14 protein-coding genes are annotated in these 15,534 nt (G+C 71.9%); 5 read left to right on the top strand and 9 right to left on the bottom strand.

The genetic code is table 11. The features are described 5' to 3' along the window. Nucleotides 1–45: 45 nt before the first annotated feature. Together QQZ14_RS24195 and QQZ14_RS24190 are read right to left on the bottom strand one after the other, a co-directional pair. Nucleotides 46–750: an HAD family hydrolase gene (locus QQZ14_RS24195; protein ID WP_284536998.1), complete on the bottom strand. Its 705-nt coding sequence runs from the start codon at nucleotides 748–750 to the stop codon at nucleotides 46–48. Nucleotides 751–759: 9 nt separating this feature from the next. Further along, entirely contained in the window at nucleotides 760–1,614 is an 855-nt protein-coding gene (locus QQZ14_RS24190; protein WP_284536997.1) for an alpha/beta fold hydrolase, read from the bottom strand. Nucleotides 1,615–1,669: 55 nt separating this feature from the next. On the opposite strand from QQZ14_RS24190, the gene QQZ14_RS24185 reads away from it, so the two are divergent. Continuing rightward, nucleotides 1,670–2,272 (top strand): TetR/AcrR family transcriptional regulator, encoded by a 603-nt coding sequence (locus tag QQZ14_RS24185; protein WP_284536996.1) that lies wholly within the window; start codon nucleotides 1,670–1,672, stop codon nucleotides 2,270–2,272. Nucleotides 2,273–2,279: 7 nt separating this feature from the next. Here the strand turns inward: QQZ14_RS24185 and QQZ14_RS24180 are convergent, their stop codons facing one another. Continuing rightward, nucleotides 2,280–4,046 (bottom strand): proline--tRNA ligase, encoded by a 1,767-nt coding sequence (locus tag QQZ14_RS24180; RefSeq protein WP_284536995.1) that lies wholly within the window; start codon nucleotides 4,044–4,046, stop codon nucleotides 2,280–2,282. A gap of 116 nt (nucleotides 4,047–4,162) precedes the next feature. On the opposite strand from QQZ14_RS24180, the gene QQZ14_RS24175 reads away from it, so the two are divergent. Then, nucleotides 4,163–5,122 (top strand): hypothetical protein, encoded by a 960-nt coding sequence (locus QQZ14_RS24175; RefSeq protein ID WP_284536994.1) that lies wholly within the window; start codon nucleotides 4,163–4,165, stop codon nucleotides 5,120–5,122. A gap of 45 nt (nucleotides 5,123–5,167) precedes the next feature. Here QQZ14_RS24175 and QQZ14_RS24170 read toward each other — a convergent pair whose 3' ends face one another. The 4 genes from QQZ14_RS24170 to dxr all read right to left on the bottom strand — a co-directional run bounded on the left by QQZ14_RS24170 (nucleotide 5,168) and on the right by dxr (nucleotide 9,818). After that, nucleotides 5,168–6,013 (bottom strand): GNAT family N-acetyltransferase, encoded by an 846-nt coding sequence (locus QQZ14_RS24170; RefSeq protein WP_284536993.1) that lies wholly within the window; start codon nucleotides 6,011–6,013, stop codon nucleotides 5,168–5,170. 161 nt (nucleotides 6,014–6,174) lie between these two features. Then, nucleotides 6,175–7,326, bottom strand: a complete 1,152-nt coding sequence (gene ispG, locus QQZ14_RS24165) for a flavodoxin-dependent (E)-4-hydroxy-3-methylbut-2-enyl-diphosphate synthase (protein WP_284536992.1) — start codon at nucleotides 7,324–7,326, stop codon at nucleotides 6,175–6,177. 24 nt (nucleotides 7,327–7,350) lie between these two features. Further along, nucleotides 7,351–8,712 carry a M50 family metallopeptidase gene (locus tag QQZ14_RS24160; protein ID WP_284536991.1) on the bottom strand — a complete coding sequence of 454 codons (1,362 nt, stop codon included), beginning with the start codon at nucleotides 8,710–8,712 and terminating at the stop codon, nucleotides 7,351–7,353. Then, nucleotides 8,709–9,818: a 1-deoxy-D-xylulose-5-phosphate reductoisomerase gene (gene dxr, locus QQZ14_RS24155; RefSeq protein WP_284536990.1), complete on the bottom strand. Its 1,110-nt coding sequence runs from the start codon at nucleotides 9,816–9,818 to the stop codon at nucleotides 8,709–8,711. The genes QQZ14_RS24160 and dxr overlap by 4 nt, the downstream gene beginning before the upstream one ends. A 113-nt stretch (nucleotides 9,819–9,931) precedes the next feature. On the opposite strand from dxr, the gene gabT reads away from it, so the two are divergent. Continuing rightward, nucleotides 9,932–11,284, top strand: coding sequence for a 4-aminobutyrate--2-oxoglutarate transaminase (gabT, locus tag QQZ14_RS24150; protein ID WP_284536989.1), 1,353 nt, complete (start codon nucleotides 9,932–9,934; stop codon nucleotides 11,282–11,284). A 16-nt stretch (nucleotides 11,285–11,300) separates the two neighbouring features. Here the strand turns inward: gabT and QQZ14_RS24145 are convergent, their stop codons facing one another. Further along, the gene (locus QQZ14_RS24145) at nucleotides 11,301–11,864 is read right to left on the bottom strand and encodes a TetR/AcrR family transcriptional regulator (protein WP_284536988.1); all 564 of its coding nucleotides are present in this window, start codon (nucleotides 11,862–11,864) and stop codon (nucleotides 11,301–11,303) included. Between the two features lie 88 nt (nucleotides 11,865–11,952). Between QQZ14_RS24145 and QQZ14_RS24140 the strand changes: the two genes are divergently transcribed. Next, nucleotides 11,953–12,849: an SDR family oxidoreductase gene (locus QQZ14_RS24140; protein WP_284536987.1), complete on the top strand. Its 897-nt coding sequence runs from the start codon at nucleotides 11,953–11,955 to the stop codon at nucleotides 12,847–12,849. A gap of 39 nt (nucleotides 12,850–12,888) precedes the next feature. Then, on the top strand, nucleotides 12,889–14,694 hold the full coding sequence (locus QQZ14_RS24135; RefSeq protein WP_284536986.1) for an N-acyl-D-amino-acid deacylase family protein: 1,806 nt from the start codon (nucleotides 12,889–12,891) through the stop codon (nucleotides 14,692–14,694). A 93-nt stretch (nucleotides 14,695–14,787) separates the two neighbouring features. Here the strand turns inward: QQZ14_RS24135 and QQZ14_RS24130 are convergent, their stop codons facing one another. After that, nucleotides 14,788–15,069 (bottom strand): rhodanese-like domain-containing protein, encoded by a 282-nt coding sequence (locus tag QQZ14_RS24130; protein WP_284536985.1) that lies wholly within the window; start codon nucleotides 15,067–15,069, stop codon nucleotides 14,788–14,790. Between the last annotated feature and the right edge of the window lie 465 nt (nucleotides 15,070–15,534).

Here is a 15,534-nt window from a genome sequence, read left to right as displayed (position 1 = left end):
GTTTTCGCATTGCACAAACGTGCAGAACTGCAGGTCAGAGCCCTGTCACAACCACTGCGCGACGAGGTCGCCGACCTCGACCAACCGGTGCGCGACGCCGTCCGGCTCGCCCTCGGAGTGGCCGAGCTGGTCGGCGGGGATCGCGCTGAGCGGGATGTGGATGGCACGCATCCCCGCGTTGTGGGCGCCCCACACGTCGTCGAAGAGCCGGTCGCCGACGTACACGCAGCGCCCGGGATCGGGGGCGCCGACCGCGTCCAGCGCCGCGCGGAAGGCATGCGGGGACGGCTTGGTCCACGGGATCTCGCTGGTGTAGACGTCGCCGTCGATGAGGTGGTCGACGCCGTCGCGGCGGAAGAAGCCCTCGTGCCAATCCCGCGGCCAGATCGTGTTGGACAGCACCCCGACCTTCAGCCCGAGCTCGTGCAGGCGCTCGAAGAGCGGCCCGGCCTCCGGGTCGGTCAGGGTGTGCGGCTCCCAGAACTCGTAGTATGCCGTGAGCAGCGCGGGGTCGTGGTCGAGGCCGGCCTCCTTGAAGAGGTCGGCGACCGTCGCGCTCTGCTGGTGGCCGCGGGAGCGGCCCCAGATCCGCTGGTTGGCCTCGTGCAGGCGGGCCTGGGAGACGTCGACGGGGTGGTCGACGTCGATCACAGCCTGGGCGAGCGCCAGCGACTCGGCGTGGAAGTCGATGTCGTGCCAGCGCGTGAGGGTGCCGCCCCAGTCGAAGATGACGGCGTCGATCGCAGACATGGCGTCAACCTAGGACCCGGCACCGACGCCGACGAAACCGGCGATCTCGTCGGCGAGCCGGGCCGGCTGGTCGAGCGCCACGAACGCCCGCGCGTCGGGGATCTCGACCAGCCGCGCATCCGGGAGGGTCTCCGCGAGCCGGTGCGCGAGCCCGATCCGGAAGAACCTGTCCTCTGGAGCCCAGCACAGCAGCACCGGGCTCGTGAACCGCGGCAGCCAGGTGTCCGCCTCGGCCAGGTCCGAGGCTCGCCAAGCGCGGGCGAACGCGGCGACGTCGCGGCGTACCCCGGCGTCGGAGAGGTACGGCGCCAGCCAGCCACGGGTCTCGGCGGCGGTGAGCGGCCGCTTGACCAGCCACCCGAACCCGAGCGGGCTGTTGCGCAGTGCGGCCGGCCGCATCGTCTGGAGGACCGCCCGGGCCGCCCACGGGTGGCGAGCAAGACGGAAGAGCAGGTTGAAGGGGAACGGCGGGAAGGTGTCGAACGCGTCGCAGTTGGTGAGCACCACGCGGGCGACCCGGGAGGGGTCCTCGTCGAGGACGAGCTGGCTCACCGCTCCCCCGGTGTCGTTGCCGACCAGGGTCACGTCGGTGAGCCCGAGCCGATCGAGGAACGACACCACGATGCGCGCGATGCCGCGGGGCGAGAGATCGGCACCTGCGGACATCGCCGTCCGGTGCGCCCCGAGCGGCCAGGTCGGCGCGAGCGTGTGGAGGCCCCGGTCGGCCAGCCGCTCCGGAATGTCGGCCCAGAGGGTGTCGTCGACCAGGAAGCCGTGCACGAGGACCACCACCGGCCCGTCCGCCGGCCCGGCCTCGCGATAGTGGAGAGTGCCGGTGGGAAGGTCGATCGTGTGCTGGGGCATGCCATCCTCCACTACGGTTTGCAATCAGGTTGTATGTAACTTACGGACAGGTTGTATGGAAAGCAAGAGGACCCAGGCGGGGCGCTCCGCCGCGACGCGGGCGGCGCTCATCGGCGCCGCGCGCCCGCTCTTCGCGGAGCACGGGTACGCCGCGGTCTCGACCGACCAGATCGCCCGGGCCGCTGGTGTCACCCGTGGGGCGCTCTACCACCAGTTCGACGGGAAGGAAGAGCTGTTCGCGGCCGTCTTCGAGCAGGTGGAGGCCGAGCTGGTCGCCCAGCTGGGCGCGGGGATCGCGGCCGCGGACCCCACCGACGCCGTGGCGATGCTCCGGGCCGACATCGCCGGCTGGCTGGCTGCTTGCGCCGAGCCCGAGGTGCACCGCATCGTGCTGATCGAGGCACCTGCCGCCCTCGGCTGGGAGCGCTGGCGCGAGATCGGCCGGCACTACGGGGTCGGCCTGGTCGAGGAGGCGGTCCAGTCGCTCGTCGACGCGGGCGCCGTGCCCCCACAGCCGGTGCGACCGCTCGCCCACGTGCTGGTGGGCGCGCTCGAGGAGGCGGCGCTGTACGCCGCCCGGGCGGAGGACCGTCAGGCCGCGACCGAGGAGGTCCGCGAGGCGTTGGTCGCGCTGGTGACCGGGCTGCTGGTGCGCTGAGGTTCCGTCAGACGCGCACCACTCGCACCACGCGGTCGACGACGTGGTCGGCGGGCACGTCCTCGCGCTCGCCGCTGTGCCGGTCCTTGACCTCGATCGTGCCCTCGGCGAGTCCCTTGCCGACCACGACGATCGTCGGGACGCCGATCAGCTCGGCGTCCTTGAACTTCACGCCGGGGCTGACCTTGGGGCGGTCGTCGTAGAGCACCTCGATGCCCTGGGCGTCGAGCTCGTGGGCGATCCGCTCGGCGGCGGCGAAGATGTGCTCGTCCTTGCCGGTGGCGACGATGTGCACGTCGGCGGGCGCGACCTCGCGCGGCCAGGAGAGGCCGAGCTCGTCGTGGGTGCCCTCCGCGATCGCGGCCACGGCGCGTGAGGGCCCGATGCCGTAGGAGCCCATGGTCACCGTGACCAGCTTGCCGAACTCGTCGAGGACCTTGAGGTCGAGCGCGTCGGCGTACTTGCGACCGAGCTGGAAGATGTGGCCCATCTCGATGCCGCGGGCGGTCTCGAGGACGCCCTCGTCGCAGTTGGGGCACGGGTCGCCGTCGCGGACCTCGGCGGCCTCGATGGTGCCGTCGGGAGTGAAGTCGCGGCCGGCGACCAGGTCGAGGACGTGGCTGCCGTCGACGTCCGCTCCGGTCACCCAGCGGGTGCCCTCGACCACCCGGGGGTCGACGAGGTAGCGGATGCCGGACTCGTTCTTCTCCCCCAGGACGCCGGGGCCGATGTAGCCCTTGACCAGCGCCGGGTGGTTCTTGAAGTCTGCCTCGTCGAAGGCCTCGACCTCGATCGGCTCGAGCTGGCCCTCCAGGCGCTTCTGGTCGACCTCGCGGTCGCCGGGCAGGCCGATCGCGACCGGCTCGCGGGTGCCGTCGGGGTGCTTGAGGACGACCAGCACGTTCTTGAGCGTGTCGCCGGCGTGCCAGGGCCGGTCGCCGCGGGGGAACCGCTCGTTGAGGTGGTCGACCAGGGTGTCGATCGTCGGCGTCCCGGGTGTGGCCTCGGCGTGGGCCTCGGGCGCGTCGTCGTACGCCACGGGCAGGGGCGCGCGCACCTGGACCGCCTCGACGTTCGCGGCGTAGTCGCACGTGGTGCAGCGGACGTAGGTGTCCTCGCCGACGCTGGCCTTGGCGAGGAACTCCTCGGACTTCGAGCCGCCCATCGCGCCGGAGGTGGCCTTGACGATGACGTAGTCGAACCCGAGCCGGTCGAAGATCCGGATGTAGGCGTCGCGGTGCTTCTGGTAGCTGACGTCGAGGCCGGCGTCGTCGATGTCGAAGGAGTAGGAGTCCTTCATCACGAACTCGCGGCCGCGCAGCACCCCGGCGCGGGGGCGCGCCTCGTCGCGGTACTTGTTCTGGATCTGGTAGATCGAGAGCGGCAGGTCCTTGTACGACGAGTAGAGGTCCTTCACGACGAGCGTGAACATCTCCTCGTGGGTGGGGCCGAGGAGGTAGTCGCCGCCCTTGCGGTCCTTGACCCGGAAGAGGCTGTCGCCGTACTCCGTCCACCGGCCGGTGGCCTCGTAGGGCTCGCGGGGCAGCAGCGCCGGGAACAGCATCTCCTGGGCGCCGATCGCGTTCATCTCCTCGCGGATGATGTCCTCGATCTTGCGCAGGACCTTCAGGCCGAGCGGGAGCCAGGTGTACATGCCGGGGGCGGCGCGGCGGATGTAGCCGGCGCGGACGAGCAGCCGGTGCGACGGCACCTCGGCGTCCGCCGGGTCCTCTCGCAGGGTCCGCACGAACAGGCTCGACATCCGCATGATCATCTCGGGGCCCCCGCGGAGGCGTGAGCGCAGCGAGCGGCTTCGTGGGGTGAGATCATGCGGAGAAGGCTACTTGTTCGAGACTGCAACCCTCGCCTGGGTTATCGCGTCAGGAGGGTATGAAGAAGTCTCTCCTGCTCGCCGGTGTCGCGTTGCTGCTCGCGGCCGCACCCGCCTCCGCCTCCGTCCCGACCACCGAGATCAACCCCGGGGATCTCCCCCGCGGCGAGGACATCGCGATCCCCCACCTCGAGGGGCGCGTCATCGTCGACGGCGACACCCGCATCCGGGTCTCCGCCCCACGGGTGGCACTGCTGGGCAAGTCGGGGACGTCGTACGTCGTGCACACCACCGGCGCGGACGGGTCCACGAACGGTCGCACCTACCGGGTGCACCCGGACGGGACCAAGACGCTCCTGGGCCGGGCCCAGGACGCCTCCGAGCTGCTGCTCAGCGACGAGGGCGACCACCTGGTCCGCACCCACATGCTCTCGCACGAGCGCACCGCCCTCCGGGTGACCGACGTCGACACCGGCGACGTCGTCGCGACCCGGACGTTCCGCGGCTGGATCTTCTCGCTGGACGCGGCGAACGGCCGGGTGCTGCTCTCCAGCTGGTCGCCGGCCCGGACCACGTGGTGGAACTTCGTCTCGGACAAGACCCGCCGGGTCGTCGGCCGGACCGGCGGGGTCGCCGACATCGCCGCCGACCGCCTCGGCAGCTACACCGGCGACCCGTACGACGGCGGCTGCTACGTGATCAGCTCGCTGAAGCACCCGACCGACGTGCTGTGGCGCACCTGCGGCGAGCGCGCAATCGCCTTCTCCCCCGACGGGCGCCGGGTCGCCACGGTCGGCATCGTCGACGACGGCATCGGCCCCGCCCAGGTCACCGTCCGTCGCGTCGCGCGCGGCGCCGCCCTCGCCCGCTACGCGACGAAGTGGTTCGGCGCGGTCCGCTGGGAGTCCGCCACCGCCCTCCTCCTCGACGCCAACGGCGCGCGCAAGGCCGCCACGGTCCGCTGCGTGCTCGCCGACTGCGAGCGCGCCTCCGACCTGACGCCCGTGCCGGAGTACTGAGCCGTCGGCGGTCCACTCCCGGGTCCGGCTCAGGCCGAGCGGGGCTCAGAACATCACGGTGGCGAACCGCGCGGTCTCCCGGAAGCCGACCTTCTCGTAGACCGCGCGGGCCGAGGCGTTCCAGTCGTTGACGTAGAGCGACACCGAGGGGGCGATCTCGCGGCGGACGAGCTCGACGACGGCGGCCATGCCCGCGGTGGCGAGCCCCTGGCCACGGCGGTCGGGCGGGACGAAGACGCCCTGGATCTGCGCGGCGTACGGCGTGGCACAGGCGACCTCGGCCTTGAACACCAGGCGCCCCTGGTCGAAGCGGGCGAACGACCAGCCCCGGTTGACGAGCTGGATCACGCGGGCGCGGTAGAGCTCGGCGCCCCCGCCGTGCTCCGGGGAGACGCCGACCTCCTCGGTGTACATCGCCACGCAGGCCGGGTAGAGCTCCGTCAGGTCGGCACGGACGGTACGCCGCACCTGCGGATCGGGGGCGACCAGCGGCGGACCGCCGATCTCCAGGTGCGGCTGCTCCCAGCGGGTGTCGCGGGGGCGGCCCCAGCTCGACGCGACGGCGTTCCAGAACCCGCGGACGGCGTCCTGCGGGCCGACGATCGTCGAGACGGTGCGGCTGCGCGCCAGCGCGCGCTCGGCGAACGCCGCCGCGTCGTCGGGCGTGGCCTCGACCGGCACCAGGTTGGCGCCCACGTGGCAGGCGGCGACGAGCGCCCCGCCGCCGAAGCGGCCCCACATCTCCCCGCCGAGCCAGCGCGGCTCGAGGTTGGTCGTCGTGGCCCGGTAGTCGACGAACGCGTTCACCACGGGGCGACGGCGAGCGAGCGCCAAGAAGTCGTCGAGGTCCGCCGGCCCGAGCGGACGGACGCCGTGGCGGGTCGTGAGCACGGGCGAAGCCTACGTCGCAGGCACCCCCGTCTGCTCGTGCAGCGCGCCGAGTGGCGGGGACGCTCAGATGCCGCTACCGCTCCCAGCCGGAGTTGTAGACGTCCAGCCCGACGCTGTCGACGCCGAGGCCGCGGGCGGCAGCAGGCGGTCGCGGCCGGCGTTCAGGAGACGCTGACCTGGGCGGCGGCACCGTCGACGGACTCCATGCCCTCGGCGATCCGCATGGCCTCCTCGATCAGGGTCTCGACGATCTGGGACTCGGGCACGGTCTTGATCACCTCGCCCTTCACGAAGATCTGGCCCTTGCCGTTGCCGGAGGCGACGCCGAGGTCGGCCTCACGGGCCTCGCCCGGCCCGTTGACGACGCAGCCCATCACCGCGACCCGCAGCGGCACCTCCATGCCCTCGAGGCCGGCAGTCACCTGCTCGGCGAGCGTGTAGACGTCGACCTGGGCGCGGCCGCACGAGGGGCAGGAGACGATCTCGAGCTTGCGGGGCCGCAGGTTCAGCGACTGCAGGATCTGGATGCCGACCTTGACCTCCTCGACCGGAGGCGCGGACAGCGAGACGCGGATGGTGTCGCCGATCCCCTGCGAGAGCAGCGCACCGAACGCGGTCGCGGACTTGATCGTGCCCTGGAACGCCGGGCCGGCCTCGGTGACGCCGAGGTGCAGCGGCCAGTCGCCGCGCTCGGCGAGCATCTCGTAGGCGCGCACCATCACGACCGGGTCGTTGTGCTTGACGGAGATCTTGAAGTCGTGGAAGTCGTGCTCCTCGAAGAGGCTGGCCTCCCACACCGCGGACTCGACCAGCGCCTCCGGCGTGGCCTTGCCGTACTTCTCCAGCAGCCGCTTGTCGAGCGACCCGGCGTTGACGCCGATCCGGATCGAGGTGCCGCGGTCCTTGGCGGCGCGCGCGATCTCCTTGATCTGGTCGTCGAACTTGCGGATGTTGCCGGGGTTGACCCGCACCGCCGCGCAGCCCGCGTCGATCGCCGCGAAGACGTACTTGGGTTGGAAGTGGATGTCGGCGATCACCGGGATCTGCGACTTCTGGGCGATCGCGGGCAGCGCGTCGGCGTCGTCCTGGCTGGGACAGGCGACCCGGACGATGTCGCAGCCGGTCGCGGTGAGCTCGGCGATCTGCTGCAGCGTGGCGTTGATGTCGGAGGTGAGCGTGGTGGTCATCGACTGCACGGAGACCGGGTGGTCGCTGCCGACGCCGACCTTGCCGACCTGGATCTGGCGCGTCTTGCGGCGCGGGGCCAGCACCGGCGGGGGCGCTTCGGGCATGCCGAGGCTGATCGCAGTCATGTCCTCGATGGTATGGCCGGGAGCCTAGGACGCGAGGTGGAGGGGTACGACGAGGTCCCCGACGATCAGCACGACGCCCATGAGCATCAGGCACGCGGCGACGCCGTACGCGATCGGCAGGAGCTTCGCGACGTCGGCGTAGCCCGGGTCGGGGCGACCGCGCAGGCGGGCGAACCCGCGGCGCAGCGCCTCCCACAGCGCACCGGCGATGTGGCCACCATCGAGCGGCAGCAGCGGGACGAAGTTGAACATGCCGATGAAGAAGTTGAACCCCGCGATCAGGCCCAGCAGGTAGACGGTCTTCTCGACCACCGGGAAGTCCTGGTGCGACACGGTCTCACCCGCGATCCGGCCGCCCCCGACGATCGAGACGGGGCTGTCGATGGACCGCTCCTCGACTCCGACGATCGCCTTGGCGACCCCCCAGACCTTGACCGGGAGCGTGCCGAGAGCCTTGACGGTCGTCACCGTCATGTGGCCCATCTGCTCGGCCGTGTAGATCGGGCCGCCCTTGGTGACGACCTCGTGCGAGGTCGGCGTGACACCGAGGAACCCGACCTGACGCAGCGTCTGGTCGGTCTCGGAGGTGGGGCGTGCCTCGACGGTGGTGCTCGTGGTCCCGGTCAGCTGCTGACCGTCGCGCTCGTAGCCGATCACCGCCTGGCCGTCGTCGTTGCCGCGGATCAGCGTGCGCAGCTGGTCCCAGCCGGTGATCGGTGCGCCGTTGAACGAGGTGATCACGTCGCCGGGCCGCAGGCCGGCCGCCGCGGCCGGGCTGGGCGGGTCGGAGGCGGTGCAGTCGCGCCCCTCCTCGGCGTACGGCAGCACGCACTGCGAGACACCCTCGATCACCGGGGCGCCGGCGTCGGGCTCGACGGTGTGCTCGCCGTAGAGGCCGAAGATGCCCCAGAAGATCGCGAACGCGATGAGCAGGTTGACCGTGGGGCCGCCGGCCATCACGACGACCTTCTTCCACCAGGTCATCTTGTAGAAGAGGCGGTCACTGTCCTCGGGCTGGATCGTCTCCCACTCGGCCGCCCGGGCGTCGGAGATCAACTGGGTGAACATGCCGGTGTTGGACTTGCGGACCTTGACGACCTGGTTGCCCTCGGCGTCGACGGTGACCTCGTCGGCGAGCTGGTCCGCACCGGGCGGCAGCATCCCGACGATCTTCACGTAGCCGCCGAGCGGGATCGCCTTGACGCCGTACTCGGTCTCGCCGACCCGCTTGCTCCACACGGTCGGCCCGAAGCCGATGAAGTACTGCGTGACCTTGCCGCCGAACTTCTTCGCCGGGATCATGTGACCGAGCTCGTGCAGGCCGATCGAGGCCAGGATGGCGACCACGAAGATCACCACTCCGAGCAGGTAGAACAGGCCGGTCATCGGGTCCCTTCGATCAGCTCGCGGGCACAGGCTCGGCCCCACGCGTCGGCGGCGAGGATGTCCTCGATCCTCACCTCAGAGGGTACGTCGTGGCGGCTGAGAACGGTCTGAACCGTCGGGACGATCTCCGTGAACGCGAGCCGGCCGGCGCGGAAGGCCGCCACCGCGACCTCGTTGGCGGCGTTGTAGACGGCCGGCGCGGTGCCGCCGCGCTCCCCCGCCGCCCGGGCCAGCGACACCGCCGGGAACGCCTCGTCGTCGAGCGGGAAGAACTCCCAGGTCTCGGGCCGGCTCCAGTCGACGGGCGGGGCCGCGTCGGGCACCCGGTCGGGCCACGACAGCCCGAGCGCGATCGGGATCATCATCGTCGGCGGGCTGGCCTGCACCAGCGTGGAGCCGTCGACGAACTCGACCATCGAGTGCACCACGCTGGTGGGGTGCACGACGACCTCGATGCGGTCGAAGGGGATGCCGAAGAGCAGGTGCGCCTCGATCACCTCGAGGCCCTTGTTGACCAGCGTGGCGGAGTTGATCGTGATCACCGGGCCCATGTCCCAGGTCGGGTGGGCCATCGCCTGCTCGGGGGTGACCTCGGCGAGCTCCTCGCGGGTGCGGCCCCGGAACGGCCCGCCGCTCGCGGTGAGCACCAGCCGGCGTACCTCCGCGGCGGTCCCGCCCCGCAGGCACTGCGCGATCGCGCTGTGCTCGGAGTCGACCGGCACGATCTGGCCCGGCAACGCGTGCTCGAGCACGAGCGGGCCGCCCATGATCAGCGACTCCTTGTTGGCCAGGGCGAGCGTGGTGCCGGCGTCGAGCGCGGCCAGGGTAGGCCGCAGGCCGACGGCGCCGGTGATGCCGTTGAGCACCACGTCGCAGGGCCGCGACGCGGCCTCGACGGAGGCGTCCTCCCCCAGACCGGAGAACAGGCCGGGGTACGCCGGCGCGAACTCCGCCACCTGGCGCTCGAACAGCTCGGGGTGGGACCCGCCCGCGGTCAGTGCCACCACCCGGAACCGGTCGGGGTTGGCCCGGACCAGGTCGAGGGCCTGGGTGCCGATCGACCCGGTGCTGCCGAGGATCGCGACGTCTCTGACCGGGCCACTCACGCGCCCAGTCTCCCGCAGGGCAGCGCCGGTGACGGAATCCGCGGTGCGCTCCTTCGAAATCGATGCTGGAACCCCCTCCCGGGAACGGAACCAGTCGGACTAGCCTCGTCTCCATGACCGAATCTGCTGTCAGTGCCGTCGGTGGCCCCGCTCTCCCCCAGGAGCGCCGCCTCGTCACCGCGATCCCCGGCCCCGCGTCCCTGGAGCGGCTCGACCGCAAGAAGGCGCACGTCGCCGACGGCGTCGGCACGATGCTGCCGGTGTTCGTGGTCGCGGCCGGCGGCGGCGTGCTCGTCGACGTGGACGGCAACTCGCTGATCGACCTCGGGTCCGGCATCGCGGTGACGTCCGTCGGCAACGCCGCGGCCGCGGTCGCGCGCAACGTGCACGCCCAGGTCGACGCGTTCACGCACACCTGCTTCATGATCACGCCGTACGACGGCTACGTGGACGTCTGCGCCGCGCTCGCCGAGCTCACGCCGGGCGACCACGCCAAGAAGAGCGCGCTGTTCAACTCCGGCGCCGAGGCGGTCGAGAACGCGGTCAAGATCGCCCGGGCGGCGACCGGCAAGGACGCGGTCGTCGTCTTCGACCACGCCTACCACGGCCGCACCAACCTCACGATGGCGATGACCGCCAAGAACATGCCCTACAAGCACGGCTTCGGCCCGTTCGCGGGCGAGGTCTACCGCGCGCCGATGTCCTACCCGCTGCGCGACGGGCTGAGCGGCGCCGAGGCGGCCGCTCGGGCGATCGACGTCATCGACAAGCAGGTGGGCGCGGCCAACCTGGCCTGCATCGTGATCGAGCCGATCCAGGGCGAGGGCGGGTTCGTGGTGCCCGCGCCCGGCTTCCTGCCCGCGATCGCTGCGTGGGCGAAGGCCAACGACGTGGTGTTCGTGGCCGACGAGATCCAGTCCGGGTTCTGCCGCACCGGCGACTGGTTCGCCTGCGACGACGAGGGCGTCGTGCCCGACCTGGTCACGACCGCCAAGGGCATCGCCGGCGGCCTGCCGCTGGCCGGGGTCACCGGCCGCGCGGAGCTGATGGACGCCGTGCACGTCGGCGGCCTCGGCGGGACGTACGGCGGCAACCCGGTGGCCTGTGCGGCCGCGCTCGGTGCGATCGAGGAGATGCGCGAGGGCCGGCTCGACGCCCGCGCCCGCGGGATCGGCGACCTGATGCGGGCCCGGCTCGAGGCGCTGGCGGCCGAGCACGACGTGATCGCCGAGGTCCGCGGCCGCGGGGCGATGATGGCGATCGAGCTGTGCCACCCCGGCACGACCGACCCCGACCCGGTGCGCACCGCCGCGGTCTCGGCGTACTGCCACCAGCAGGGGGTCGTCACGCTGACCTGTGGGACATGGGGCAACGTGTTCCGCTTCCTGCCGCCGCTCTCGATCGGCGACGCGCTGCTCGAGGAGGGCTTCGACGTGGTGGCGGAGGCGTTCGCAGCGACCGCCTGAGCCCGCGGGCGCCTGGTCAGTCGGCGGCGGCGGCGCGCAACTGCGCGAAGGAGTCGGCGACGATCGCGCCCAGGTCCTGGTGGGCCGTGTCGGCGATCCAGGTCTCGAACGCGACCCGGAACACCGCCACCCCGGTCTGGGCGACGATCTCGGCGAGCCGCGGCTCGACGCCGCGCTCGCGCAGGGCGGTGGCGATCGCCGTACTCCAGGCCGCGAGCTTGCCGAGCTCGCGCTCGCGCAGCTCCGCGTGGGACTCGATGACCGCCTGGCGCCGCGGGGCGACGTCCGCGCGCTCACGCAGCACCGCGACGACCTGGTCGAGCGCGGCCTCGACGGCGGCGTAGGCCGAGGTGCCCTCGGGCGCCTCCTCGATCGCGTGGACGAGCAGCTCCTCGAGGGCGGCGCCCCCGGAGAACAGCACCTCGCGCTTGTCGGTGAAGTGGCGGTAGAAGGTGCGCTCGGTCAGCCCGGCCCGCTGGGCGATCTCGGCGACCGTGGTCTGGTCGTAGCCGCGCTCGGCGTACAGCTCGAGCGCTGCCTCCTCGAGGCGGCCCCGCGCGTTCGGCTCCCAGCGACCCATGGGGCGATCCTACGCTGACGACAGTCCCTGACATGCCGGTGCTACGCTGATGACAGACTCTGACATCAACTCTCTGTGGAGGTATCCCATGCGTGTGTTCGTCACCGGCGCGTCCGGCTTCATCGGCTCCGCCCTCGTCCGCGACCTGCTCGGCGCCGGCCACGAGGTGGTCGGCCTGGCGCGCTCCGACCAGGCGGCTGCGACCGTCGCCGGCCTCGGCGCCGAGGTGCTGCGCGGCACCGTCGACGACCTCGACGTCCTGCGGCGCGGCGCCGAGGAGTCCGACGGCGTCGCGCACCTCGCGTTCCGCCACGACATCGCGTTCGGCGGCGACTTCGAGACCGCCGCCGCGTCCGACCGCGCCGCGATCGAGACCCTCGGCACGGCGCTCGCCGGGTCCGGCCGGCCGCTCTCGATCGCGTCGGGCACCGGGCTGCTCGCGCCGGGCCGCCTCGCCACCGAGGACGACCAGCCCACCGGCGAGGGCCCGACCGGCGGCCGGGGCGCCAACGGCGCGGTCGCCCTCTCCTTCGCCGACCGGGGCGTCCGCTCCTCCGTCGTACGGCTGACCCCGACCGTCCACGACGCGGGCGACCAGGGCTTCATCCCGATGGTCGTCGGCATCGCGCGGGACAAGGGCGTCTCGGCGTACGTCGGCGACGGCTCGCAGCGCTGGCCGGCCGTGCACCGCGGCGACGCCGCGCGGCTGTTCCGGCTCGCCCTGGAGTCCGCGCCCGCGGGCGCCGTCCTGCACGCCGTCGGCGAGGAGGGCGTGGCGCTGCGCGACGTCGCCGAGGTCATCGGCGAGCACCTCGGCCTGCCCGTCACCTCCATCCCGGTCGAGCAGGCGACGGAGCACTTCGGGTTCCTCGGCACCTTCCTCGCCCAGGACATGCCGGCCTCCAGTGCGCGGACCCGGGAGCTGCTCGGCTGGGAGCCGACCGGTCCCGGCCTGCTCGCGGACCTCGCCCGGCACTACGTGTGACCATTGACACGCGTCAACTAGAACGGGTTCCATGCGCGCATGACCTTCGACGTGATCATCCGGAACGGGCGCTGGTTCGACGGCACCGGCGCCCGCTCCGCCATCCGTGACCTCGGCGTCCGCGACGGCCGCGTGGTCGCGGTCAGCGAGGAGCCGCTGGACACCACCGGGTGCCCCGAGGTCGTCGACGCGACCGGCACGTGGGTGATCCCCGGCCTGGTCGACATCCACACCCACTACGACGTCGAGGTGCTCGAGGGGCCCGGGTTGTCGGAGTCGGTGCGGCACGGCGTGACCACGCTGCTGCTCGGGTCGTGCTCGCTCTCGACGATTCACGTTGGCGGGGTCGACGCCGGCGACCTGTTCGGGCGGGTGGAGGCGATCCCCCGCCAGCACGTGATCAGCGCGGTCGAGAAGCACAAGACCTGGTCCTCGGCCGAGGAGTACGTCGCCGCGCTGGAGTCGCTGCCGCTCGGCCCCAACCTGGCGGCGTTCATCGGCCACTCCGACATGCGCACGGCGACGATGGGCCTGGACCGCGCCACCCGCAAGGAGGTCCGCCCGAGCCGGCGCGAGCAGGCGCGCATGGAGCGGATGCTCGACGAGGCGCTCGACGCGGGCTTCGTCGGCATGTCGGCCCAGCAGCTGCTCTTCGACAAGCTCGATGGTGATCTGTGCCGCTCGCGCACGCTGCCCTCGACGTACGCGAAGCGGCGCGAGATGCACGGCCTGCGCTCGATCCTGCGCCGCCGCCGGCGCGCGCTGCAGGCGGGTCCCGACGCCAGCCACCCGCACACGATCGTCACCCAGGCGCTCGGCTCGATCGGACTGTTCGGGCGGGCACCGCTGCGCACCAGCCTGCTGTCGGCGGCCGACATCAAGGCGATCCCGTTCGTGATCCACCTGATGCGCCCGCTGGCCTGGGTGGTCAACCGGCTCGGCGCGGACTTCCGGTGGCAGCACCTGCCGGTGCCGTTCGAGGTGTACGCCGACGGCATCGACCTGGTGATCTTCGAGGAGTTCGGCTCGGGCGCCGCCGCCCTGCACCTGCAGGAGAAGCTCGCCCGTGACGAGCTGATGCGCGACCCGGAGTACCGCAAGCGGTTCCGCAAGGACTACGAGAGCAAGTACGGCCCGAGGGTGTGGCACCGCGACTTCTTCGACGCCGAGATCGTCGAGTGCCCCGACGCCAGCGTCATCGGCAAGTCGTTCGGCCAGGTCGGCGTGGAGCGCGGCGGCAAGCACCCGGTCGACGCGTTCCTCGACCTCGTCCTCGAGCACGGCACCGCGATCCGGTGGCGCACCACGATCTCCAACCACCGCCCGGAGGTGTTGCGCAAGCTCGCAGCCGACTCCGGCATCCAGATCGGCTTCTCCGACGCGGGGGCGCACCTGCGGAACATGGCGTTCTACAACTTCGGCCTGCGCCTGCTCAAGCACGTCCGGGACGCCGAGCGCGCCGGCGCCCCGTTCATGACCGTCGAGCACGCCGTGCACCGCCTCACCGGCGAGCTCGCCGACTGGTACCGCATCGACGCCGGCCACCTGCGGATCGGCGACCGAGCCGATCTGGTGGTGATCGACCCCGCGCACCTCGACGACGACCTGGAGAGCTATCACGAGAGCCCGGTGGAGCAGTACGGCGGGCTCTCGCGGATGGTCAACCGCAACGACGCCGCCGTCCCCGCCGTGTTCATCGCCGGGCGCCGGGTGGTCGCCGACGGTGAGCCCACTCCCCTGCTGGGCCGCGAGCGGACGGGCAGCTTCCTGCGGGCGGAGCAGGCCGCGACCGTTGCTCGGGTGGCGACCTCGTCCGTCGACGTGGAGGTCGAGACCGCGTCCTGACCCGCTCGCCCGAGGACGATAGTTGCTGCTACGCGGCGGAACCTGGCAGGTGGGCGAGCACCACTGGGTGCCGCATCTCCTCTGGTCGGACGCTCAGTCAGCAGGCAGCCCGGATGCGGTGAGGTCCTCGAAGCCACCGCCGTTGGTGAGGTCGTCGAACCCTTGGTCGCTCATGATCTCGATGGCCGTACCGGCCCGGTTGCCGGAGGCGCAGTAGATGACGTAGCTGCCCGTCTTGTCGAGGGCGCCGACGCGCTCGTCGAAGTCGGGTGCTGACAAGTCGATGTTCTCAGCGCCACGCAGGTGGCCGGCATCGAACTCCTCCGGGGTGCGGACGTCGATGAGCTCGGCGCCGTCGGCGACGGCTTCCTGCACCGCCGAGGGGTCTGCGACCGCCGTCGCTGCCGCCGCCGGGGCTTGCGCCTTTGGGGCCTCGTCGGATGAGTCCGAACCAGCGCATCCGGACCCTGCCAGCAGTACGAGGGCGAGGGCCGCTGTCAGTCCGCGCCAGGTCGTCCTGCGGTTGTGGCTCGGTGTCGTGCCTCGCATGTAGTCGACGCTAGCCGGTGAGGCCCGGGCCCGCGCTCGGGGGGTGCGTCCCCGCCGCCAGCGGGGCCGCAACCGAGACGAGCCCGCAGGCCGACGAACATCCCACCGCCCTGCGCAGGCTGCGGTGGTCCCGACAACATCGACCACCGGTTCGCGCCGACCATCGGGTCCCGGGGTGGTTTCGAGGCTCGCTACGCTCGCACCTCAACCACCGTGATCGGGGTCAATCGACGCCAGCCCAGTCACCCCGCCGGCTGGCCCATCACGGCCTGAACCGTCATCGAGCATCGG

It is taken from the genome of Nocardioides sp. T2.26MG-1 (assembly GCF_950101795.1).
Taxonomy (GTDB): Bacteria; Actinomycetota; Actinomycetes; order Propionibacteriales; family Nocardioidaceae; genus Nocardioides.
This window is presented reverse-complemented; position numbering and strand designations above follow the sequence as displayed.

What these genes read in the sequence shown, in the direction of transcription:
- QQZ14_RS24195 (WP_284536998.1), bottom strand. Translation starts at nt 750, where the DNA reads ATGTCTGCGATCGACGCCGTCATCTTCGACTGGGGCGGCACCCTCACG.
- QQZ14_RS24190 (WP_284536997.1), bottom strand. Translation starts at nt 1,614, where the DNA reads ATGCCCCAGCACACGATCGACCTTCCCACCGGCACTCTCCACTATCGC.
- QQZ14_RS24185 (WP_284536996.1), top strand. Translation starts at nt 1,670, where the DNA reads ATGGAAAGCAAGAGGACCCAGGCGGGGCGCTCCGCCGCGACGCGGGCG.
- QQZ14_RS24180 (WP_284536995.1), bottom strand. Translation starts at nt 4,046, where the DNA reads ATGATCATGCGGATGTCGAGCCTGTTCGTGCGGACCCTGCGAGAGGAC.
- QQZ14_RS24175 (WP_284536994.1), top strand. Translation starts at nt 4,163, where the DNA reads ATGAAGAAGTCTCTCCTGCTCGCCGGTGTCGCGTTGCTGCTCGCGGCC.
- ispG (WP_284536992.1), bottom strand. Translation starts at nt 7,326, where the DNA reads ATGACTGCGATCAGCCTCGGCATGCCCGAAGCGCCCCCGCCGGTGCTG.
- QQZ14_RS24160 (WP_284536991.1), bottom strand. Translation starts at nt 8,712, where the DNA reads ATGACCGGCCTGTTCTACCTGCTCGGAGTGGTGATCTTCGTGGTCGCC.
- gabT (WP_284536989.1), top strand. Translation starts at nt 9,932, where the DNA reads ATGACCGAATCTGCTGTCAGTGCCGTCGGTGGCCCCGCTCTCCCCCAG.
- QQZ14_RS24145 (WP_284536988.1), bottom strand. Translation starts at nt 11,864, where the DNA reads ATGGGTCGCTGGGAGCCGAACGCGCGGGGCCGCCTCGAGGAGGCAGCG.
- QQZ14_RS24140 (WP_284536987.1), top strand. Translation starts at nt 11,953, where the DNA reads ATGCGTGTGTTCGTCACCGGCGCGTCCGGCTTCATCGGCTCCGCCCTC.
- QQZ14_RS24135 (WP_284536986.1), top strand. Translation starts at nt 12,889, where the DNA reads ATGACCTTCGACGTGATCATCCGGAACGGGCGCTGGTTCGACGGCACC.